The organism is Xanthomonas fragariae (assembly GCF_900183975.1).
Classification (GTDB): Bacteria; Pseudomonadota; Gammaproteobacteria; order Xanthomonadales; family Xanthomonadaceae; genus Xanthomonas; species Xanthomonas fragariae.
Window position 1 is genome coordinate 1369321 of record NZ_LT853882.1, and the last position, 20998, is coordinate 1390318.

Consider the following 20998-nt stretch of genomic DNA (forward strand, 5'->3'; position numbering starts at 1 on the left):
GGCTTGCTGCCGCTTCGCAGCTGGAAAGTGCGATGGGGCAGATTCCGCGGCAGCAGCGAGCGCAGGCAGGTGATATCTCACCTACTTGCGTGAAGTTGAAGCATGTAGTTGCGCTTGTTTCCACAACCGCAACGCAACGCAACGAAGTGCCTCAGCCCGGCGCCAACGCCGCCAATAATCCGCGCGCGGCATTGAAACGGTCGGCGCCTTCCGGCAACGGCAATTTGATGCGCAGTTTGTCCGGACCATCCATCGTGTAGATTTTCGGCTGCTTCTGGATCATCTGGATGATTGTCATCGCATCGATCGACGGCTTGGCTGCGAATACCAGACGCCCGCCGTTTTCGCCCAGATCCAGCTTGCGCACGCCCAATGCGTTGGCCTGCAGCTTGAGTTCGGCAATCGCAAACAGATGCTTGACCGGGTCCGGCAGCAAACCGAAGCGGTCGATCATTTCCACCTGCAATTCGCGCAAGCCATCGGCATCGCGTGCGCTGGAGATACGCTTGTACAGCGTCAGGCGCGTATGCACGTCGGGCAGATAATCTTCGGGGATCAGCGAGGCCACATGCAGTTCGACTTCGGCGCCGCGCACTTCATCGCCGGCATCCAGATCGGGCAGCTTGCCCTGGCGGATGCTGCGCACTGCGCGTTCCAGTAGTTCGGTGTAGAGGCTGAAACCGACTTCGGCCATCTGCCCGCTCTGGTCTTCGCCCAGCAGCTCACCGGCACCGCGGATTTCCAGATCGTGCGTGGCCAACGTGAAGCCGGCGCCGAGCTCGTCCATCGACGCGATCGCTTCCAGACGCTTGGCCGCATCGGAGGTCATCGAGCGACGATCCGGCACCACCAGATACGCGTAGGCGCGGTGATGTGACCGGCCGACGCGCCCACGCAGCTGATGCAGCTGGGCCAGACCGAAGCGGTCGGCGCGGTTGATGATGATGGTGTTGGCGTTGGGGATGTCGATGCCCGATTCGATGATCGTGGTCGACAGCAGCACGTTGAAGCGCTGCTTCTGGAAGTCCAGCATCACCCGTTCCAGCTCGCGCTCGGGCATCTGCCCATGCGCGATGCCGATACGTGCTTCCGGCACCAGCTCGGACAGATCGCGCTGCATGCGCACGATGCTCTCCACATCATTATGCAGGAAATACAGCTGGCCACCTCGGCTGAGCTCGCGCTGGAAGGCCTCGCGCAGCAGCGTGTTATCCCACGCAGTGATAAACGTCTGCACGGCAAGCCGGTTCGGCGGCGGGGTGGCAATGATCGACAGATCGCGCAGCCCGGCCATGGCCATATTGAGCGTGCGGGGGATCGGCGTGGCAGTGAGCGTGAGCAGATGCACGTTGGCACGCATCGCTTTGAGCGCTTCTTTTTGCCGCACGCCGAAGCGCTGTTCTTCGTCGACGACGACCAGGCCGAGATCCTTGAACTTCACGTCCGGCTGCAGCAGCCGATGCGTGCCGATGATCACGTCGATATCGCCGCTGGCGACCTTTTCCAATTCGGCCTTGATTTCCTTGGTGCTTTTGAAGCGCGACAGCACTTCCACCTTCATCGGGTAATCGGCGAAGCGGTCGCGGAAATTGCGGTAATGCTGCTCGGCCAGCAGTGTGGTCGGCACCAGTACCGCGACCTGCTTGCCGGCACTGGCCGCCGCGAATGCCGCACGCACCGCAACCTCGGTCTTGCCGAAGCCGACGTCACCGCACACCACACGGTCCATCGGCTGGCTGCTGCCCAGATCGCGCAATGTCGCATCGATGGCGGCCAACTGATCGGTGGTCTCTTCGAACGGGAAACCGGCCGCGAACGGCTCGTACATTGCCCGGTCCACCTGCAGCGCCAAACCTGCACGCGCACGTCGGCGTGCCTGGATTTCCAACAACTCGGCCGCGACGTCGCGGACTTTTTCGGCCGCCTTGCGCTTGGCCTTGGTCCACTGCTCGCCACCGAGCGAATGCAGCGGCGCGGTGTCGGCCGAGGCGCCGGAGTAGCGGCTGATCAGATGCAGTTGCGCCACCGGTACATACAGCCGGTCGCCCTTGGCGTATTCGATTTCGAGGAACTCGCCGGGCATGCCGCCGGCATCTAACACGATCAGTCCGCGGTAGCGGCCCACACCGTGGTCCTCGTGCACTATCGGCGCGCCTTCGGACAGCTCGCCCAGATCGCGGATGATCGCTTCCGGCTCGCGCCCAACCCGGCGGGTGCGGCGCGGCTGATTGGCCCGCTCAGGAAACAGCTGGCGCTCGGTCAATACCGCAATCTGCGGATTATCCAGGGCGAACCCGTCTTCCAACGGTGCCACCGTAATGCCGAAACGCAGCTTGTCCGCAGCCAGGAAGGCCGGCACATCGGCGACCACTTCAGGCTTCAGTTGCGCGGCGGCCAACACTTCCATCAAGGCTTCGCGGCGGCCGGCCGAATCGGCAGCCACCAGCACGCGGCCCGGATAATGGCCCAGGAACGATGCCAGCGCCTGTCCGGCGGGTGCGTCTTTTGCGGCAACCGGCAGCGGCGGCAATGGTTGGTCGCCGAGTGCGGTGGCTTGGTCGATGCGTGCATGATCGCTTGCCCACACTTCGATGCGCGCCAGCTTGTTGAGCCGCTCACGCAGTGCATCGGGCGATTGATACAACTCGTCCGGCGGCAGCAGCGGGCGTTCCACATCGTGGCGGCGCTGCTCGTAGCGATGCTGTGCCTGGGTCCAGAACGCATCGGCCGCATTGGACACACCGGTGGCGATCAACGGCAACACGCGCTTGTCCAGATAATCGAACAAGGTGGCGGTATTGGCGAAGAACATCGGCAGGTAGTACTCGATGCCCGACGGGGCGATGCCGGATTTCAGATCCTGATACAGCGCGCTGCGCCGGGTATCCACATCGAAGCGTTCGCGTAGACACGCCAGTACGCGCTCCACGCTGATATCGTCCATCGGCACTTCGCGGCCGGGCAACATCTTGACTGCGTCGACCTTGTCGAGCGAACGCTGCGATTCGGGGTCGAACGCGCGGATCGAGTCGATATCTTCGTCCAGCAACTCGATGCGCAGCGGCGTGTCCGCACCCATCGGGAACACGTCCAGCAAACCGCCGCGCACCGCGAAATCGCCCGGGTCCATTACCTGCGGCACGTTGCGGTAGCCGGCGCTTTCCAGACGGCGTTTTTCTGCGTCCAGATCCAGTCGCTGGCCGACCTTGAGATCAAAGCTGCCACCGACGATGTAGCTCAACGGCGCCAGCTGCTGCATCAACATCTGCACCGGCACAATCACCACGCCGCGGCTCAGCGAGGGCAGGCGATGCAGGGCGGCCAAGCGCTGGCTGATGATTTCAGGATGCGGGCTGAACTGGTCGTAGGGCAGGGTTTCCCAATCGGGAAACGGCACCACCGGCAGGGCGGACTGTTCGCTGAGCAGGGCATGCAGATCGGCTTCGATCTGATGCGCGCTCTGGTTGTCGCGTGCAATCACCAGCAGCGGGCCGGCGTGCGCCTCGGCTGCCCGCGCAATCGACCAGGCCAGCGCTGTCGGAGAGGAAGGAGCGCGCCAGTAGACGCGGAGCTGGCCGGACTTGGGCAGCGGCGGAGAGGGGAAGGTAGGCGACGGCATCAGCCGGCAATTTTATCAGAGCCCCCACCGCGGCCGGACCATCTAGTATGAACGGCGGCGTGGTGGGTCACATGCGCGGCAGGGCGTCTGCACGGTCCAGGGTGCCTTGGGCCTTCCTTTCCCGCGGAAAAAGCGCGATGTCGCCAACCGCCCTGTGGCGACCTGGTGTCATGAAGCGGGGCGCGCAAGCACCTGACAGGGCGCATAGTGCTGGGCAATCTGGACCACGCGACATCCTAGTGCTGCGCAGTCACTACGCGGCGGTCGTGCACTAACGTCGAGTCCCGAGTCGCGATCTCCAGCCACTCAAGCATCCAGCTCCAGCACCATCCGCACCAACTCCGGCGAATCCGGATGGGGCTGCGGCTTGAAGCCCAGCGACTCTGCCAGCTGCAGCATCGGCACATTGCTTTGCAGCACATCGCCGAATAGGCAGTCCAGGTATTTGCGTCGCGCCCACTTCACCAACTTGCGCATCAATTGCCTGCCCAGGCCTTGGCCGGCGACGAAGCTGCTGACCAGAATGGTGTACTCGGCTTGGCGCGTGCCCGGCACCAGCGCGGCACGCGCCACTGCGCCCACCAGGGCTTCGCCCGGTGGCAACTGCTCGGCGGCGACCAGTACGATCTCGTTCTTGGGGTTGGGATGGGTCAGACGCTGCACCATCTCCGGGGTGATTTCGGTGGAGGAACGCACGAAGCGCGCGCGGATTTCCTCCGGTCCCAACAGGCTGAAAGCGGCCTGCAGCGGCGGCCCGTCCTCGGGACGGATCGGGCGGAGCAAAAGAGTGCGGCCATTGGGCAGGCTGAAGTTTTCATGCCAGGGAGGCATGCGATTGCGAATGGCCATGACCGATGTTCCTTTAAGATCGGAAGATTCTGGCACCAGCCCGGGGCACAACCGTGAATGAATCCAGTGCGCCGCTGGGGGCGGTTTGGACGGTGGCAGTGCTTCCCACTCCACTGTAACGAGCGATGCCGTGAGCCGGTCGTGAGCGCGGGGACGCTTGGAGCGGCCCGTCGCTGGGCGAACCGCACTGGCTTGGTGAGCGTTAGCGGCGCGGCCAACCCGTCGTAGGTGAGGGAAACAACCGATCCCGCTTATCGAACGCGTAGGCTCGTCGGACATGGCTGAGTGTCAGTTGCTAGTGAGGCGCCACCGCCGTGTGCGGGTGATGCGCACACCGCGGTGGCGCCGCGAATGCCTTGCCTGCCGCTTCTACCTCCAGTGCCGCCATGAGCCATCAGCCATCAGCTCGGAAGGTTATGTCGCTTCAAGCGTCCTGGCGCAACCATTCCAGCCGGGTCGCGGCACCTGGCTCGCCGAGGTGCTTTTTGAGCGCCGACAGGGCCGGCGCCAGCACTTGGTCGAACTGCCACGGTGCATTGACGAGCAGCAGGCCACTGCCGGTCAGGCGCAACGGCGAGTCGTCCGGGCGCACCTGCAGCTCGGCCACCAGCACCGACTTGGCCGGCAGCGTGGCAGCCTTGCGCATAAACGGCTGCAGGCTGCGGCGCAGCTTGATCGGGTACCACACAATGCAGATCGCCTGCGGCCAGCGAGCCAGCGCCTCGCGCACGCTATGGATGACCTGCGGGTATTCGGCCTCCTGCGATTCGTACGGCGGGTCGATCAGCACCAGCCCGCGGCCGATCTTGGTCTCGCCAGCACGCGGCGGCAGGAACGCCCGGATCGCCGCATAGCCGTCGCCGGCATGCATGCGTACGCGGCTGTCGGTGGCGAACAGGTGTTTCAGCGCCTCGGCTTCGTCTGGCTGCAATTCGCAAAAGGCCATGCGGTCCTGTTCGCGCAGCGCTTGCGCCGCCAGCAGTGGCGAGCCTGGGTAGTGATTGATATGGATGCCGGCAGTGGGGCGGGCCGGTTTTTGTCCGGACGTGGGTGGGCGGGCGACGGTCTGGTTGTCTGCCTGCACCGCGCGCAGATAGCGCTCGACCACTTCCGGCAAGGTCGATTCGGCCATTAACCGCATCACCCCGGCATCGGCCTCGTTGGTCTTGCGGCTTTCTTCGCCTCCGAGCTGGTAGCGGCCGCGTCCGGCGTGAGTGTCGAGCACGAAGAACGGCGTGTCCTTGCGCTTGAGGGTGTCGATCAGCGCCAGCAAGGCGATGTGCTTGAGCACGTCGGCATGGTTGCCGGCATGGAAGGCGTGGCGATAGTTCATCGCGGCAGTGTAGAGCGTGTTGCCCAGTTTGAGATCGGCTGACGCAGCTCCGGACTCGGTCTGCCGTTGGTACGCGAGGTCGCGCGTCTGCACCAGGGTGAGGTAATGCTGGGGGATCGTCAGGGCGGCGGTGCGACGGCCGTGTTCCAGCTGTCGATCGCGTGATCGGACTGCGGGCTTATCGCTTCGCGTTGCAGTGCTGTTACTCGGCGATGGTATGAATCTGCGGCGACACCGGTTGTGTGGCATGCATTCAATCGCGCATGCGGTATCGCAGTCGCGACGGCTCGCGTCGCGACTGCGATGGAGTGCGTCAGTGAACCACGATCGCTTCGATCACATCTTTTGCGACCACCGACCACGCCAGTTTGCCGTAGCCCTTGTTGCCCCATTCGGTGCCCCAGCTGTTTTCGATCAGCAAGCCTTCGCTGTCGTAGCCCAGCGCAATGACTTCGTGATAGCCACTCCGCTTGCTAGTCGTGTCTCGATCAACCTGGTTGGTCGGACTCAGGTCTTCAAAGCCCTGGCGGACTGCAAAAGCAATTGCGACCGGCGTATAAGTGGCGAGCGCGCGCTTCACTTGATCGATCAACGGGCTGCCTCCATTGCCATCGCCAGAGTAAAGAACTGTGTACTTCTGATAGCTAGTGGGATGCTTGGCGGCGTTGGCATGGTCTGCCGCAGTGGGCTTGTTTTTCCAGTTGTAATCGCCCCACGAATAATGCTGTGCGGTGTCGATGCCCTGGGCCAAGGCGATGTCCAGCGGCGCTTCCATCGATGAGCCTTCATCGACACCGTTATTGACCTGGCTGTAGAGATACATTGGCGCAAAGCGCATCTGGGTCTGCTTGCCGGCTTTCGCATACCAGCCGGTCAAGGTGTGGGCGGTTGCCCAGGACGCGCATGCGTTCACCTCTTTCTGGTCGCCGGGTTCGATTGCCCAAGCAGTGAGGTCGATCTTTACCGGTAGCGGCTTGTCGTCGGTACTTTCGGTGCCGAATACCGCGGTGACCGGCTGTCTCATCGATGACGGCTTGAGACCCATGCCATGTACTGCGGCCTGCGCAGCGACGTTGACAGAAAGCCCAAGAGCAGCGACGAGACAGGTGGCAAGTAAACGTTGCTCGATCATCACAACGGAAGTCCTTATGAAATTTAGGGGGGGCAGGCAGCGCGCACACATATTCCCTTGTGCTACCTGCACTGAATCGTTGCACCACGCGACTCAGCGGGGATTCCTCCACTGCGAAGCGGGGGCTGCAAAACAGAAACTGCCCTTGGGCATGGGTTGCAATTCTAGCGTTCGCTTCTGGCGCCGAGCATCACCGTCACACTTTGGTGGATAGGCCACTTCGCAGTCGCTTCAAATTCGCCTCAAACCCTGGACACCGGCACATCGCGGTCTGGCAGGCGTATCCGTTGTCGGCTGCTGCGTGTATCGGCGTGCAGTTCTTTTTTCGACCTGCGCCAAGCGCATGCACTACTGGCGACTAAATCGACGTTTCCCGCTTCATTCGATCAATCGCAGCAGGGCCGCCAAATGAAGGTCGCAGTCGCCAAATATCCGATCGGTAAACCTGCCGATTTCGCCGCGCGCCAATCCGCCGTGGTCGGTGAAGCTGCTGCTGCCGGCGCACGCGTGCTGATGCTGCCGGAATATCTGTCGCCGGAACTGGGCGCGACGTTTGACACGCATAGCGCAATCGGTCGACGCCGGCGAGGCGCCGTGCAGCCCCGCGTTGAACGTCAATACCTACGAAGCGGCGGTGTTCGCGCCGATGGATGTTGGCTTCCCGGCCGATGGTCTGCTGGCGCAGACGCAGGGCGACACGGTGTGGGCCCATGCAGAGCTGGACTTCGGTGCATTCGAAGCCAGCTGCGCGTATGCGCAGGTCGCCAACGACCGCGATTGGTCGGTGCAGTTGGCCGCTGGCATGACGCGTGTCAAGCTGGCCGCATCTGATTGATGGAGCGCGGCTGACAAAACGACTGCGCTCACGTCAGGCGTGCGGTTGGTGCTCGGTGCGGCATGTACCACGCGTACACCCCGGTTCCTCCGCGCCGTCCGCATTCCCTGACCAGTGCTCGCGGTGCTTTGTTAACCACTCTCAACCCCCAGCAACATCACCCACCAGGTTCCCATGGCCAAGAAAACCCTGATTCCTCACAGTGTCCGTCTCGAGTTTGCGCCCGGTGCGCTGGTGCACAGCAATCTGTCCGGCGCCGCGTTCGCCGACGACTGGTTGTGGGTGGCTGGCGATGAAGCCTGCGCAGTGGACCGCCTGCGCAAGCTCGATCCGACCCAGCGCGACACGTTGCGCTTCGGCGAAGGTCGGAGCTTTCCGTTGGCCGAGTTGCTAGATCTGCCGGGCGAGGCCGCCGACGAAGCGGACCTGGAAGGTATAGGTTTGTCGGATGGGTGCCTGTGGGTCGTCGGCTCGCATGGCTCCAAGCGCAAGAACGCCAAGCGTGGCCGCGACGATGCCGACAACGCCAAGCGCCTTAGCAGGCTCAAACTCGACGCCAACCGCTGCCTGCTGGCCTGCCTGCCGATCGAGCGCGATGCCGATGGCGCGCCGCAACTGGTGCGCGAAGCCGCCGATGGCCGCCGCGCGCTGCGGCTCAAGGGCGACGCCAAGCACAACCAGCTCACCGACCTGCTGGCCGACGACCCGCATTTCGGCCCGTTCCTGAAGATCCCTGCCAAGGACAATGGCTTGGACATCGAAGGCATCGTGGTGAACGGCCAGCGCCTGCTGCTCGGCCTGCGCGGACCGGTGCTGCGCGGCTGGTCGGCGCTGCTGGAGATCCAGGTGGAAGCGCATGGCGACCATCTGCGCCTGGCGCCACTGGACGAAGACGGCACGCTGCTGCGCAAGCACTTCCTGCAATTGGGCGGGCTGGGCGTGCGCGACCTGCATTACTCCGGCGATGACCTGTACGTGCTGGCCGGGCCGACCATGGTGCTCAATGGCGAGATCGGCCTGTTCAAGTGGCCGGATGCGCGCGCAGTGCTGGCCGCCAACCGCGCGCCGGTGCGCTTCCAGCACGAGCTGTTGGAATCGGCGGTGCTGCCGCATGGCAAGGACAGCGACCGCGCCGAAGCGATCTGCAATCTGCCAAAACATCTGGCCGGTAGCAGGCCCGCCTGGCTGGTGCTGTATGACGCACCAGGCCCCGCCCGCAGCGGCGGCGATTGCGTGGTCTACGGCGACCTGTTGCGCAACCGCTGAGCCGCGGGCCGGGCAGGTCTGCGCTGCGCAAGGTAAAATCCGCCGATTCCCGTTCCGCCGAGCGCGCCATGACCTGCCGCACCCGTTTTGCCCCCAGCCCCACCGGTTACCTGCACATCGGCGGCGCCCGCACTGCCCTGTATTGCTGGCTGGAGGCACGCCACCGCGGCGGGCAGTTCGTGCTGCGCATTGAAGACACCGACCGTGAGCGCAGCACCCAAGAGGCGATCGACGCCATCTTGGAGGCAATGGACTGGCTGGGCCTGGGTTACGACGAAGGCCCGATATACCAGACCCAGCGCATCGCCCGCTATCAGGAAGTCGCCGAGCAGCTGCTGGCGCAGGGCAAGGCTTATTACGCCTACGAAACCCGCGAAGAACTCGACGCCATGCGTGAAGCTGCGATGGACAAACAGGAAAAGCCGCGCTACAACGGCGCCGCCCGCGAGCAGCACCTGCGGTATCGTGATGACCCAAATCGTGTCATCCGTTTCAAGAATCCGATCGGCGGCACCGTGGTGTTCGACGACCTGATCAAGGGCGTCATCGAGATCGCCAACAGCGAGCTCGATGACATGGTGATCTTCCGCCCGGACGGCTACCCCACCTACAACTTCGCGGTGGTGGTGGACGACTGGGACATGGGCATCACCGAGGTGATCCGCGGGGACGATCACATCAACAACACCCCGCGCCAGATCAATATCTATGAAGCGCTGGGCGCGCCGGTGCCTAAGTTCGCGCACATGCCGATGATCCTGGATGAGCAGGGCGCCAAACTGTCCAAGCGCACCGGCGCGGCCGATGTGATGCAGTACAAGGAAGCCGGTTATCTGCCGCATGCGCTGATCAATTATCTGGCCCGCCTGGGCTGGTCGCATGGCGACCAGGAATTGTTCACTCAGCAGGAATTGCTCGACCTGTTCGACGTCAAGGACGTCAATTCCAAGGCCGCGCGCCTGGATATGGCCAAGCTTGGATGGGTCAATCAGCACTATCTGAAGACCGACGACCCGGCCAGCATCGCTCCGCAGCTGGAATACCAGCTCGCCAAGCGCGGCATCGACGTCGCCGCCGGCCCGGCCGCCATCGATGTGGTGGTGGCGCTGCGCGAGCGCGTGCAGACCTTGAAGGAAATGGCCGAAAAAGCCGTGGTCTGGTATCAGCCGCTGGAAACTTACGACGAAGCGGCGGTGATGAAGCACCTCAAGCTGGGCGCCGAGGTGCCGCTTGGCAAAGCGCGAGAACTGCTGGCCGGCGTGAGCGAGTGGAGCGTGGAGAGTGTGTCGGCTGCACTGCACGACGCCGCGGCCGCGCTGGAGCTGGGCATGGGCAAGGTCGCCCAGCCGCTGCGCGTGGCCATCACCGGCACCCAGGTCAGCCCGGACATTTCGCAGACGGTGTACCTGGCCGGACGCGAGGGCGCCTTGAAACGCATCGATGCGGCACTCATCAAGATAGGAGCGGCCTGACGCCGGAGTCTGTGATGAAAAGCAACGAACACGCCTGCACGGCACCGCATCACCACGTCGACGACGCCAACGGCTTCGTGCGCGCAGTGGAGCGCGCGTGCAGCGAGCGTGGTCTGCGGCTTACCCCGATCCGCGCCAACGTGCTGCGGCTGATCGCCGATGCCGGCAAGCCGGTCAAGGCCTACGAGCTGCTGGACTGTGTGCGCGAAGGCAAGGGCGTCGGTGCCGACGCTCCGCCCACGGTGTATCGCGCGCTGGATTTTCTGATGGCCAACGGATTCGTGCACAAGCTCGAATCGGTCAACGCCTTCGTTGCCTGCCACCACCCCAACAGCGCGCAGCACTCCGTGCCGTTTCTGATCTGCGACCGCTGCCATAGCGCAGTGGAACTTGAGGATCGCGACGTAGTGTCGCAACTCGAAGCCCGCGCCAAGGCGTTGGGTTTCCAACCACAGGCGCAGACGCTGGAAGTGCACGGCTTGTGCGCGAAGTGTGCGGTGGCGGAGTAGCCGCTTACCACGCAGCCAGAGAGTCAAACGGCCTCGCACGGCGTTGGCGTTGCCGCCGATCAGCCGCCTTGGTCGGCTCCTGTGCATGGCTGTCGGTGCGATGCGCTTGCCCGCGTTGATGGTCGACACCCTCGCGCACGAGAAATAACTTAGAGTGGCTAACAAGTCGTCCCTGAAAAATCCCCTTCAAGTGCCAAGTGCCGTCGGTGACAGCTGCACGGCACTCAAGGATGACCATCCCATCGCCCGCATCCAGGCACGCAAAAACGCGATCCAGCGCAGCAGCCAACGCAGGTTGTAGCCGGCGGCGCAGCCGAGCACGTGCAGCGCATCGCCTTGGGCACCTTTCAGCCTGCAGCGACGCAACCGGCAGTCGTCTTTCAGATGTCCGATCACCGGCTCCACTGCCTGCCGTCGCTTGATCCAGCGCCATTGCCGTCGCGTCAGCGTCTTGGCCTTGCCGCGATGCAGGGACCTGCACGCCATCGACTTCGCGCCCGCGATAGCCCAGGTCCACGATCGCCACCGTCGGTTCTACGCTCACATCCTGCAGCAACCCGCGTGTCTGCTCCAGCTGCTCGGCCAAGGTATCGCCGTCGTACGGGTTGCCCGGGAAGCTGCGCGCACCCACGACCAATCCCTTGCAGGCGGTGACTGCAATGCCGACCTTGACGCCGAATTCGTACGCTTGACGCGCCTTGCCCTTGCCGATGCATTCCACTTCCGGGGCATGCAATGCGTAGAGTTTTTGTTTGTCCTTCGGACGCTGCGTGTACAGCTGTTGCGCACGTTCCAGCCAGATAGCGATGCGCTCGCGCACGCCGGTGTTTACCTGATCGAGTTTGCGTTGGATGTCGCGCAACACCCGCCCCAATACCGTGCGTTGACGTCGCAGGACGCGCTGCATGCGCTTGAACTGGCGCGCATGCGCATACCGACCTGCCTTGCGGCTCAGGGCCGGGCCTTGCCGCGCGTAGCTCTGCCGCACTCCGATGCCGTGCCGCTTGGCCAGTAACACCAGCTTCTTGCGTGCCACCTCCAGCAAACGGCTGTCGGTCGGATAGGCGATCGCCTTTTCCTGCACCGTGGTGTCCACGATCACCCGCGACAACTCGCGTGCGTCCACCGCCTGCATGGCATGTGCGGCGTTGATGGTGTGCGCCAACAGCTCTTCCATCCCGGCCTCACCCAGGCGCTGCCGCCAGCGCGTCAGCGAGCTGGCATCGCACGGCAAACGCGTCTGGAACACGACCTCGCCAGTGAAGAACTGCCAGTACGGATTCTCCAGCCAACGCTCGCACACCGCTTCATCGGACAGGTCGTAGGCGTGTTTGAGGTAGAGCAAACCGGCAATCAGCCGCACCGGCAATGCCGGCCGACCGCCACCGGCCTGGGTGGCCGGCAAGCGCGATGAAAGTGCTTGCTCCAACGCCGCCCACGGCATCCGTTGGCTCAGCCGCGCCAGCGGATGACGCAGATCGATCTGGTTCTCCAGCCGCGAACGAAACAACTCGTCGGCAGGCATGTGCTCGGCAGCAGGACGGCGTGTACGCATGAGTGAAAATTGCCAGAAACCAGCCTTCAGCGTAGCGAACACTGGTAGTTCTGGCACGCCGGTGCAGACATCAAGGCCTTGCGGTCGTTGGGTGGTTGGGGTTTTTCAGGGGCGACTAAAAAGTCGGGCCGCCTCGCGGCGGCCCGAATACTGACATCAGCGTACTGCATCGATATCAGGGCATCACTTCAAAGCGTGGTGCTGGTCGCGCGTGCCGCCTGCGGCGACAGAATCGACATTTGCGGCTTGTCGGTGCCGTCCTTGTTGGGTTGCACGCTGTACTGGTAACTGCTGTTCCACCACGAGCCGGCCGCCCACCACGCCCAGCCCAGCCAGACATCGGCGTTTGTTTCTATATAGCCAAGCATGGTTTGCAGCGCTTTATCGCACAGCGCGTTGTTGGCAGTGCCGAACTCGCCCAGGAAGCCACGTTTGTGATTGGTACGCAGCCACGTGGTGAAGGTGCGCAGACGATCGGCACCGACGGCGGCACTGACGCAGACATTGGTGGTGCCGCTGGAATTGGCATCCAGATACTGATGCACTTCGAACGCGTAACGATCAAGCGGGTCATAAATGGATGCCAGCGCCGTTGCGTTGGAATAGCCGTCGGTGGTGATGGAATACCAACTATGCGCGCCAGTCCACAACGCGCCGGGCACCAGGATCAGATTATTGGCACCGGTGGCGCGGATGGTGTCGATCGCTGCTTGTGCAGCACCGGCCCACCCACTGGCAGATACGCCATTGGGCTCGTTCATCAGCCCGAAGATCACTGCATTATCGCTAGGAAATGCCAGCGCAATACGGCGCCATAAATCGGTGAACGTGGCGAGCGGCACTTGGTCGCTGCCAATCGTGTAACCGTAGTATTTGCCGTAATTGTGGATGTCCAGCACCAGATACATGCCCGCTGCCTTGGCACGCGCCGCCGCTTGTTGCACCAGCGCCAATTGCGCCGGATCCAGTGTGCCGCGTGCGGTGGGTTGCAGACGTTCCCACAAAATCGGCAAGCGGATCGTATTCATACCGACGCCGGCGAAATAGGTGTAATCACTGACCGCCGGATACTTATAGTCTTTGTTCAGGACCCCCGGTTTTTTGGCAGATGCGAATTCGGCGCCGGCGAGATTGACCCCGGCATACGTAAGTGCGCGCGTCTGGGCGTGGCTAAGCGGCGATATGCTCAGCAAGATAAAAAACAGTGCACAAACTACGACGTGTCGTAGAGAGAATGATGCAGTAAACATAAAGCACCTCCTTCGAGTAGGTGGGAGGATGCGTCGCAACCTGCTGGCTGCGATTTGCGCCGAATGCGCTGCATCCGCCCTACCCCTTGCACCTGCTATGCCTTTTTTCGGACATTGTCGGGTGTGAAGGTGGCGTATTTGCCGAACTGTGCGCTAGATCTCTTTTCACTTAGATGTAATTTACATTTGAATTAAAAATGCAGGCAGCTCATTGCAGCGCCGATGCACTGCGCACCAGCAATCACGTCAGTTCTAGCAGCTGAATGTCAAATTTACATCTTGATAATTTATCGAATGTCAATAGATCGGCGTCAATCCATCGACGCCGCCCCACGCCTGTACTCCTCAGCTCCAGTTCGCTTACAAACAGTACTGCACCGCAGCATTGATGCGTCATACGTTTTGCATGGGCTTGCGAGATAGATAGCTGAAGCTGTTCACGTCCGTTCGCAGTGGGACGCAGATTGAGTGGTACCTGTTGTTCCACCATCTGCCCGTTGCCCATGCAGTCCAACCCACCCACGCGTCACTGTTGGAGTCCATAGAAGCCGGCATGTTGTTGAGCTTGTCTTTGCAGATGGGGTTGTTGGCGATGCCGAATCCGCCAAGAAAGCCGCGCTTTTATTCAGACGCAGCCATTGGGTGAAGCTGCCCAGACGAGCCGACGATCGGCAGATCTACCGAGGCCACCAGATGGCTGCGGGCGGTAGGAGTACACCTGTGCGCCCAGCATCGCCTGTTTGCGGCCTTTCGCCACAAGACACAGAGACTGTGGCAATTGCCACCGTGGGCGAGGCGCTGCGCATGATCTGCCTCCCGTCGATCTGGGTGGCGTGCACCCCCTCGGCAGGCGCGTGGCGCAGCAGGAGGGCGGTCAGTCCGGTCGGCGATAACATGCGGAGCCCGGCAGTGGCCCAAGGCGGCGTGGCCCAAGGCGGCGGGCCGCGATGCCGTTGATCGAGCAAGAGCGTCTGTCATGTGGCAGGCATGGGCCGTAACGTGGCGGTGGATCACAACCTAGGGCGCCAGCGGATGCGGCCGCGCCCAGCGCGCAGGCAGAAGCGCAACCGGCGCTTGTGAGAACGCTCACACACTGCCGGTATCATGGATGTCCACTCCAGCGCCTGCGCCGCACCATGCCCGCAAAACGTTCGACCATCCCAACACCGACAAGCCCGGCCGACTGGAAGACGATCGAAGCCGCCGCCACGGTAGAGCTCGCTCAGCGCACGGCGCGGGCGCATCAGCAGATTCTGGAGGTGTTGACCACGCATGGACATCTGCTGAGCGAAGCGCAGCGGCGCAGCCTGCATAAGCTGTTACAGCTCGCAGGAAGATGATCCGCCAGCGTGGCGATCACCGTAAGGGCTTGGCTGGCCAACGACGCAGAGTACGGCATCGTCCAGCTTGGCCGCGCGTTCCGGCCCAAGAGTGGCCCACAAAACTGTAGCGTCACAACAGCTGCGCAGCCCGTTGAATCACCTCAGGCATGATCGCACCCACGCCCTTGCTGCCCTGCAATTGCTTGCAGGTGTCCAATGCAGTGGCCAGCGAACCGTAGCCGATCATCACGCTGCCATCGATGTCGGATGCGTAGATCAATTTGCCGCCGGTCCGTGTGGCAAGTGCACGCGCAACCGCGGGCGTGGTGTCGAACAATTTGATCGAGGTACCGAGCAAGGTCAGCTGGCCGGTCCGTGTCTCGATCGCGGCGGCCACGGTCGGCTGCTGTCCACCGAGACGGACGGCCGATGCTGCGCGCGCCGCAGTCGCGTTATCAAGATAAATGGCATAGCGATCGAAGCGTGCCAGCGGTGCGGTGCGTCCGCAGTTGTCTGTGCAGTCGACAGCGATTGCGAACTGGTCGTCGCACGTGCAGCCTCAACGGGACGCACCACCGCACCGGGAATCAGCCGGAAACTTGTGCGGCTTACCGCAATGGTCTGCCCGGTGGCGGCATCGCGCAGGCGTTTGCTGTCCAGGCTCTGTGCCGAAGCGGCAGTGGACAGGCTAGCGGCAACGACGAACAGCAGGGGGATCAGAGATGTCTTAATGTCAGTGGCCCACTACGCGCATTTCGAACTCCTGAAGTTGTTCCTTGCCCTTGTCGGCAATCATGTCGGTGACTTCCAGCGTCCACACGCCCTGCGAGGTTTCGTCCAGAAACGCGTTGCTGGAGGTAAGGTCGACATAGAACCTGGTCTTGGCATAGGCATCGGCATCCAGCGCCGAGAACGGCGTGGGCACATAGCTGCGTGTGCCACTGGGCGATACCAGTACCACCCGCAGATTGCGGGGCGTCAGATGCGCGGTTTCCAGCGACAGTTGCACCGATTCGACCTTCATTGCCTGCTTGATGCGAACCCGCTGCGTGGCCGGCCGCGCCGGCCCACCGATCTGGCTGCCTGCATTGCCGGACTTGACCCAGCGTGTGTCGCGCATCGGTGGCAGTGGCGTTAAGTTGCTGGCCTTGTAAACGGCCGCCGCCGCATCGGCCAAGCCGAAGCCATACCAGTTACTGAAGCGATGCCCGGCGGCATTGGTGATCTATCCCGGATCGACCACGCTGCCCTGGTAGACCACACGGGGTTGCCCCGGATCCACTTGGCGCGCGGTCTTGGCCAGGATGTACTTCACGTCACGCGCGCTCAAGTTTGGGTTGACCCCCAGCATGAGTGCGGCAACCCCTGCCACGGTGGGTGCGGCGGCCGAGGTGCCGTTGAACGTGGCGGTGTAACTACACGAGGGGTCGATCTTCGAGGCGCTGGTATCCAGCGCGTTCTCGGCTGGGCTGTCATGATCCACGTTCGATCCCGCAGCGCATCCGCTAAGATCGGTCGTGACAATGGCGGGGTCGTAAACAAAGGGTGCCGCATCGGCTCCCAGATCTTGGGCTGCGTTCGGATAGAACGCGCGCTGGTATCCGATCAACCCGCCAAGTCCGGAAACCCATAACGCCGATCCAGGCGAAGAATATGCGGCGCGTTTGCCCACCGCGTCCACGCTTGCGACGGCGATCGTGCCGAACAGATTATTGAAGGTGTCTTGATTGGCCAGGCCGCAGCCGAGACCGTTCGTGCGCGCAGCGTCGCCGCAAGCATCGACAACATTTCCTTCCTGGTCCTGGCCGCGCCAGTTAAGAAAGCTGTTTCCAGCCGATTTGACGTAGATCGCACCGCGCCCACTGCGGGTTGACTGCATCAGCGCATCCCACGACCGCTGGTCTTGCAGCGGGAAGTCCTGATAGAACGGTGTGATGTTGACGAAGGAGAAATTGAACACGTCCAGGACACGGGACTGTGGCCCATCTCCCCAGGCGTAGCGAATGCCCGCTTCTGTCACCGAAGACGCTTCTCCGAATGCGAACCCCACAAGCGAGGCGTCGGGTGCAATGCCCCGCCCACCGTGCCCGTTCCAACCGACTGCAGCGACGATGCCTGCCACTTGCGTGCCGTGATCGTAGCCGGGGCCCGAGGGCGTGGGATCGTTCGAACCATTCATGAAATTGTACGAGCCGTTCGGAATTACATTCGCCGCCAAGTCTTCGTGCCTGATTTCCAACCCGCTATCTACCACGCCGATGCGCACGTGTTTGCCGCGGATATGTAGCGCGTGGAGAATGTCCACATCCATATTCACGCCTGCAACCGGACGGCTGTCTCCGATGACCGCCTGCCCCTCGTTGGAGACGTGCCACTGGTAACGCACCAGCGGATCGTCTGTCGGGCCGGTGGATGCGTTGCCAGGCATGGCTGCCTGTGCCGCAAAAGAGGCAAGACCGACCAGCGTCATGCCGAGCGACAGCGCTGGATGTCGCTGCGAAGTAGGTACATTGCGATGATCTCCAATCGGACGTGGGATGCAGTCGAGACGTGGCGTGCATCCATTCGGACCACTCATTGCTGCCGACGGCTGCGGACAATGTGCGTCGGGCCTGTCCGGCAGGCCAGATCGAACCGCGGAGCATCTGCGGGAAGCAGCGCTGGCCGCAGGGCATCCGCCGGCGGCCAGCGTGCGGTCACATCGGTTGCATGATTGATTGCGCCACCACGAGCGAGAGCTGCGCACCGCCGCTGTTGGCTTGCAGGCGAGCCAGCGCCTGTTGCGCCTTTTCAACCGAGGAATAGGCAATCACCGCGCTGTTATCCACGGTCGAGGTGTATACGATGCTGCCCCCCGAGTTGCGTGCCAGCAAGAGTGCGTTAGCCGGTGTGGTGCCGGTGAGTTTCAGCTGCGGCCGTACCAGCACCACGCGTCCGTTGCGTTCGTTCACTGCCGCGGCGATGGTCCGCTCCGTGCTGGATACCGATGGGAAACCGCTACGCGCAGCGCCGGCTGGTGTGTCCAGGACCACCGCGTAGGGGCCGATCCGCGCGGCAACCTTTCCAGTGGGCCGTGCCGCGGCCGTAGCGGCACGGGTCTTGGCGGCGGGTGCTGCGGCGCCATCCGCAAGCTCAGCCGGAGGCGGGTCGGGGACCACCGTTCCCGGCAGCATGCGGTATGTGTCCGGACCGGATTTGAAGCGTTCTCCGGTTGCCGCGGCGCTGAGTGCCTGGGCATCCATGTACTGCGCGGCCTGCGTGATGCCGCACGCGCCGAATGACGCGAGGATTGCCGAAAGAACAAGCGTGGTTTTCATGTCAGTGCCCCAGAATGCGAAGTTTGAAGTTCTGTAACGCCGCCGTGGTTGTCGGCTCGCTCATGTCGGTGACTTCCAGTGTCCACACGCCCTGCGCTCTCTCATCCAGGAACGCATTGGTGGAAGTGAGGTCGATATAGAAGCCGGTCGCTGCGTACGCCTCGGCATCCAGGACCGAAAACGGCGTCACCACGTAGCTCCGCGTGCCACTGGGCGACTCCAGCACTACGCGCAGGTTGGTCGGCGTGCGGTGCGATGTGGCCAATGACAGCTGCACGCTTTCCACCTTCATTGCCTGGGTGATGCGAATGTGTTGTTTGGCTGGTCGTGCAGGTCCACCGATCTGGCTTGCAGCAGCGGTGGATTGGACCCACTGCGTATCGCGTAGCGGAGGCAGGGGCTTGAAATAGGTCGCCTCGTAGACGGCTGCGGCGCCGTCGGCCAGGCCGAAGCCATACCAGTTGCTGAAACGATGCCCGGCTGCATTGGTGATCCAACCCGGGTCGATCACACTGCCCTGGTAGATCGCAGCGGGCTGCCAGGGATCGATCTGGCGCGCGGTCTTGGCCAGGATGTATTTGACATCGCGCGCGGTCAGGCTGGGGTTGGCGCTGAGAATGAGCGCTGCAACACCGGAGACGGTGGGCGCAGCGGCAGATGTGCCGTTCATCAACGCGCTGTAATTGCAGGTTGCGTCGATCTTGGAAGTGCTGCCAGCAAGCGCGTTTTCGACTGTAGTGCCATCCACATTGTCGCCGGCGCTGCAACCGCTGAGATCGGTGGTGACAATGGCCGGGTCGTAGATGAACGGCGCGGTATCGGGGGAGGAGGTCTGAGCCGCGTTGGGAGAGAACTTGCGCTGGTATCCAAACTCTCCGCCCAGGCCGGATATCCACAACGCCGAACCGGACGACGAATAGGAGGCGCGCTTGCCTGTGGCGTCCACGCTGGCGACCACGATGGTGGCAGGAACATTGTTGAGTGGATCGACATTGGCGAGCATGCATCCGACATTCAAGGTGCGTGACAAGTCGCTGCAGAGATTGACAATGTTGCCCTCTGCATCGCGGGTACGAAAACGCCTGAAGCTGTTGCCGGCGGATTTGATGTAGATGCCGCCCAGCCCACCGCGTGTCGAGCGCATCAGCGCTTCCCACGATTGACGCTCTTCCAACGGAAAGTCGGGATAGCCGACCTCGACCGAGCCCCAGCTGTTGTTGAAGATATCCAGGGTGCGTGCCTCCGGCCCATCGCCCCAGGAATAGCGCACTTCTGCATCGCTGCCGGACCCACCGCTACCCAGAAAGTCGAATCCGGCCAGCAACGCCTCGGGTGCGACGCCGCGACCGCCACGGCCATTCCAGCCAACCGCAGCGATGATGCCCGCGACCGAGGTGCCATGACCGAAAGTCGGGTCAGTTGGTGTGGGATCGTGCGACCCATTGCCGAAATTGTGCGAACCGTTCGGGATGATGTTGTCGAGGAGATCCTCGTGGCCGATCTCCAGGCCGTCATCCACCACGCCGACGCGCACGCCACGACCCCGAATGCCCAGCGCATGCAGCAGATCCACATCCATATCGATGCCGGGCACGGGGCGGCGGTCGCCGATGACCGCCTGCCCCTCATTGGAGAGGTGCCATTGATAACGCAGCAGTGGATCGCCTTTGGCGTCTCCGGCACGTGCAGTGCTTGCCGGCTGTGCGGCGGTGGCCAGCATGGGAGGGGTTCCGATCACCAGCGCGCCGATCATCAGCGCGATGTATCGCCTGCGAAGTAATTTCATTTTGATTGACTCCAGTCGAGGAATGGCACAGTTGAAGTGGCACTGACACCCGTCCGGCCGATCGGGAATCGGTCAGCTGCGGCTCCATCGCGCAGGTGGTGGCCGTCAGGCCCGAGGCGGTGGAGCCAGTGTCAGTGTCATGCGGTTGCGGGGCTTGCCGCGTGCGGAAGATCAGCCGCGCCTATGCAACGCCGGGTTCGGCTGGATGCACCCTGGGCATCCAGCTGCGTTTGCTGGAAGAGGGCGAATCCAAGGAGTCGGCAACAGGCGTCATGTCTATGTGTCCCAAAAGAGCCGGAAGAGCGCATCCGTGTACTGAGTGATGGATGCGACAGATCGTCTATCGGCTCCCCTGTGCGCATCTGCGCAGCCGACGCTGGCGATGCGCAAGCACCGGCAGCACCTTGATTAAAAGTTGGTCAACCCTTGCGCGCAAGACGAGCAAACAACGCATCGCGCGTGACCGATCACGCACTTTGATGCACGTCTCGTCGGATCGCGCATCCAATGCGAAGTTTGCAGGGCCGAAATCGCGTGTTTATTCGCTACTGCATGCGATCCCGATATGTAAAAACAATCGGGATGCGCGGGTTTTATTCGTATTTCGAGCATCTCGCCCTGGGTGCGACAACCGCAGCGATCAGGGATGGCCGCGAAGATGGTACGGCCGATGAGCGGGCAAGACGCAGGCACGCGCAGTGCCTGCGTTTCCGCATTGCACTTTCAAAGGCGCCGCAGCGCGCCTACATGCAG

11 protein-coding genes, 1 other RNA gene and 6 pseudogenes are annotated in these 20998 nt (G+C 62.7%); 7 read left to right on the forward strand and 11 right to left on the reverse strand.

Features of this window, described 5'->3' with window-relative positions:
• Window positions 1-151: 151 nt before the first annotated feature.
• From mfd to PD885_RS06305, 3 genes are all read right to left on the reverse strand, one after another.
• Entirely contained in the window at window positions 152-3619 is a 3468-nt protein-coding gene (mfd, locus tag PD885_RS06295; protein WP_088056713.1) for a transcription-repair coupling factor, read from the reverse strand.
• Window positions 3620-3925: 306 nt separating this feature from the next.
• Complete coding sequence (locus tag PD885_RS06300) at window positions 3926-4468, reverse strand: GNAT family N-acetyltransferase (protein WP_002802761.1); 543 nt, start codon at window positions 4466-4468, stop codon at window positions 3926-3928.
• Window positions 4469-4892: 424 nt separating this feature from the next.
• A complete protein-coding gene (locus PD885_RS06305; RefSeq protein ID WP_002802763.1) occupies window positions 4893-5801 on the reverse strand; it encodes a 23S rRNA (adenine(2030)-N(6))-methyltransferase RlmJ in 909 nt (302 codons plus the stop codon).
• 42 nt (window positions 5802-5843) lie between these two features.
• On the opposite strand from PD885_RS06305, the pseudogene PD885_RS21960 reads away from it, so the two are divergent.
• Window positions 5844-5966, forward strand: a pseudogene (locus PD885_RS21960) (two-component system sensor histidine kinase CreC); the annotation flags it as partial.
• 148 nt (window positions 5967-6114) lie between these two features.
• Here PD885_RS21960 and PD885_RS06310 read toward each other — a convergent pair.
• Complete coding sequence (locus PD885_RS06310; protein WP_040762063.1) at window positions 6115-6933, reverse strand: C1 family peptidase; 819 nt, start codon at window positions 6931-6933, stop codon at window positions 6115-6117.
• 408 nt (window positions 6934-7341) lie between these two features.
• Here PD885_RS06310 and PD885_RS06315 point away from each other — a divergent pair.
• The 5 genes and pseudogenes from PD885_RS06315 to PD885_RS06335 all read left to right on the forward strand — a co-directional run bounded on the left by PD885_RS06315 (window position 7342) and on the right by PD885_RS06335 (window position 11015).
• Window positions 7342-7768: pseudogene (locus PD885_RS06315) on the forward strand (hypothetical protein).
• A gap of 62 nt (window positions 7769-7830) precedes the next feature.
• Window positions 7831-7905: non-coding RNA, sX9 sRNA (locus tag PD885_RS06320), on the forward strand.
• A 37-nt stretch (window positions 7906-7942) separates the two neighbouring features.
• Window positions 7943-9034, forward strand: a complete 1092-nt coding sequence (locus PD885_RS06325) for a DUF3616 domain-containing protein (protein WP_002802771.1) — start codon at window positions 7943-7945, stop codon at window positions 9032-9034.
• Window positions 9035-9102: 68 nt separating this feature from the next.
• Window positions 9103-10506 (forward strand): glutamate--tRNA ligase, encoded by a 1404-nt coding sequence (gene gltX, locus PD885_RS06330; protein WP_002802773.1) that lies wholly within the window; start codon window positions 9103-9105, stop codon window positions 10504-10506.
• Between the two features lie 14 nt (window positions 10507-10520).
• On the forward strand, window positions 10521-11015 hold the full coding sequence (locus tag PD885_RS06335) for a transcriptional repressor (protein WP_002802775.1): 495 nt from the start codon (window positions 10521-10523) through the stop codon (window positions 11013-11015).
• Between the two features lie 186 nt (window positions 11016-11201).
• Here the strand turns inward: PD885_RS06335 and PD885_RS06340 are convergent.
• The 3 genes and pseudogenes from PD885_RS06340 to PD885_RS06350 form a co-directional block, all read right to left on the reverse strand.
• Window positions 11202-12570: pseudogene (locus PD885_RS06340) on the reverse strand (IS5 family transposase).
• 188 nt (window positions 12571-12758) lie between these two features.
• Complete coding sequence (locus PD885_RS06345) at window positions 12759-13820, reverse strand: glycoside hydrolase family 5 protein (protein ID WP_040762066.1); 1062 nt, start codon at window positions 13818-13820, stop codon at window positions 12759-12761.
• Window positions 13821-14477: 657 nt separating this feature from the next.
• Window positions 14478-14716 (reverse strand): annotated as a pseudogene (locus PD885_RS06350) (AraC family transcriptional regulator N-terminal domain-containing protein); the annotation flags it as partial.
• Window positions 14717-14956: 240 nt separating this feature from the next.
• On the opposite strand from PD885_RS06350, the gene PD885_RS06355 reads away from it, so the two are divergent.
• Window positions 14957-15160 carry a hypothetical protein gene (locus PD885_RS06355; protein ID WP_002802778.1) on the forward strand — a complete coding sequence of 68 codons (204 nt, stop codon included), beginning with the start codon at window positions 14957-14959 and terminating at the stop codon, window positions 15158-15160.
• 112 nt (window positions 15161-15272) lie between these two features.
• On the opposite strand, the pseudogene PD885_RS06360 reads toward PD885_RS06355, so the two are convergent.
• The 4 genes and pseudogenes from PD885_RS06360 to PD885_RS06375 form a co-directional block, all read right to left on the reverse strand.
• Window positions 15273-15874, reverse strand: a pseudogene (locus PD885_RS06360) (hypothetical protein).
• A gap of 1 nt (window position 15875) precedes the next feature.
• Window positions 15876-17612: pseudogene (locus PD885_RS06365) on the reverse strand (S8 family serine peptidase).
• A gap of 226 nt (window positions 17613-17838) precedes the next feature.
• The gene (locus tag PD885_RS06370) at window positions 17839-18459 is read right to left on the reverse strand and encodes a hypothetical protein (protein WP_002802787.1); all 621 of its coding nucleotides are present in this window, start codon (window positions 18457-18459) and stop codon (window positions 17839-17841) included.
• A gap of 1 nt (window position 18460) precedes the next feature.
• Window positions 18461-20212 carry a S8 family peptidase gene (locus PD885_RS06375; RefSeq protein WP_040762069.1) on the reverse strand — a complete coding sequence of 584 codons (1752 nt, stop codon included), beginning with the start codon at window positions 20210-20212 and terminating at the stop codon, window positions 18461-18463.
• Between the last annotated feature and the right edge of the window lie 786 nt (window positions 20213-20998).

Bases quoted from the DNA above. Each gene is read 5' to 3' on its own strand.
- mfd (WP_088056713.1), bottom strand. From the start codon at position 3,619: ATGCCGTCGCCTACCTTCCCCTCTCCGCCGCTGCCCAAGTCCGGCCAG.
- gltX (WP_002802773.1), top strand. From the start codon at position 9,103: ATGACCTGCCGCACCCGTTTTGCCCCCAGCCCCACCGGTTACCTGCAC.
- PD885_RS06355 (WP_002802778.1), top strand. From the start codon at position 14,957: ATGCCCGCAAAACGTTCGACCATCCCAACACCGACAAGCCCGGCCGAC.
- PD885_RS06345 (WP_040762066.1), bottom strand. From the start codon at position 13,820: ATGTTTACTGCATCATTCTCTCTACGACACGTCGTAGTTTGTGCACTG.
- PD885_RS06375 (WP_040762069.1), bottom strand. From the start codon at position 20,212: ATGATCGGCGCGCTGGTGATCGGAACCCCTCCCATGCTGGCCACCGCC.
- PD885_RS06370 (WP_002802787.1), bottom strand. From the start codon at position 18,459: ATGAAAACCACGCTTGTTCTTTCGGCAATCCTCGCGTCATTCGGCGCG.
- PD885_RS06335 (WP_002802775.1), top strand. From the start codon at position 10,521: ATGAAAAGCAACGAACACGCCTGCACGGCACCGCATCACCACGTCGAC.
- PD885_RS06305 (WP_002802763.1), bottom strand. From the start codon at position 5,801: ATGAACTATCGCCACGCCTTCCATGCCGGCAACCATGCCGACGTGCTC.
- PD885_RS06300 (WP_002802761.1), bottom strand. From the start codon at position 4,468: ATGGCCATTCGCAATCGCATGCCTCCCTGGCATGAAAACTTCAGCCTG.
- PD885_RS06325 (WP_002802771.1), top strand. From the start codon at position 7,943: ATGGCCAAGAAAACCCTGATTCCTCACAGTGTCCGTCTCGAGTTTGCG.
- PD885_RS06310 (WP_040762063.1), bottom strand. From the start codon at position 6,933: ATGATCGAGCAACGTTTACTTGCCACCTGTCTCGTCGCTGCTCTTGGG.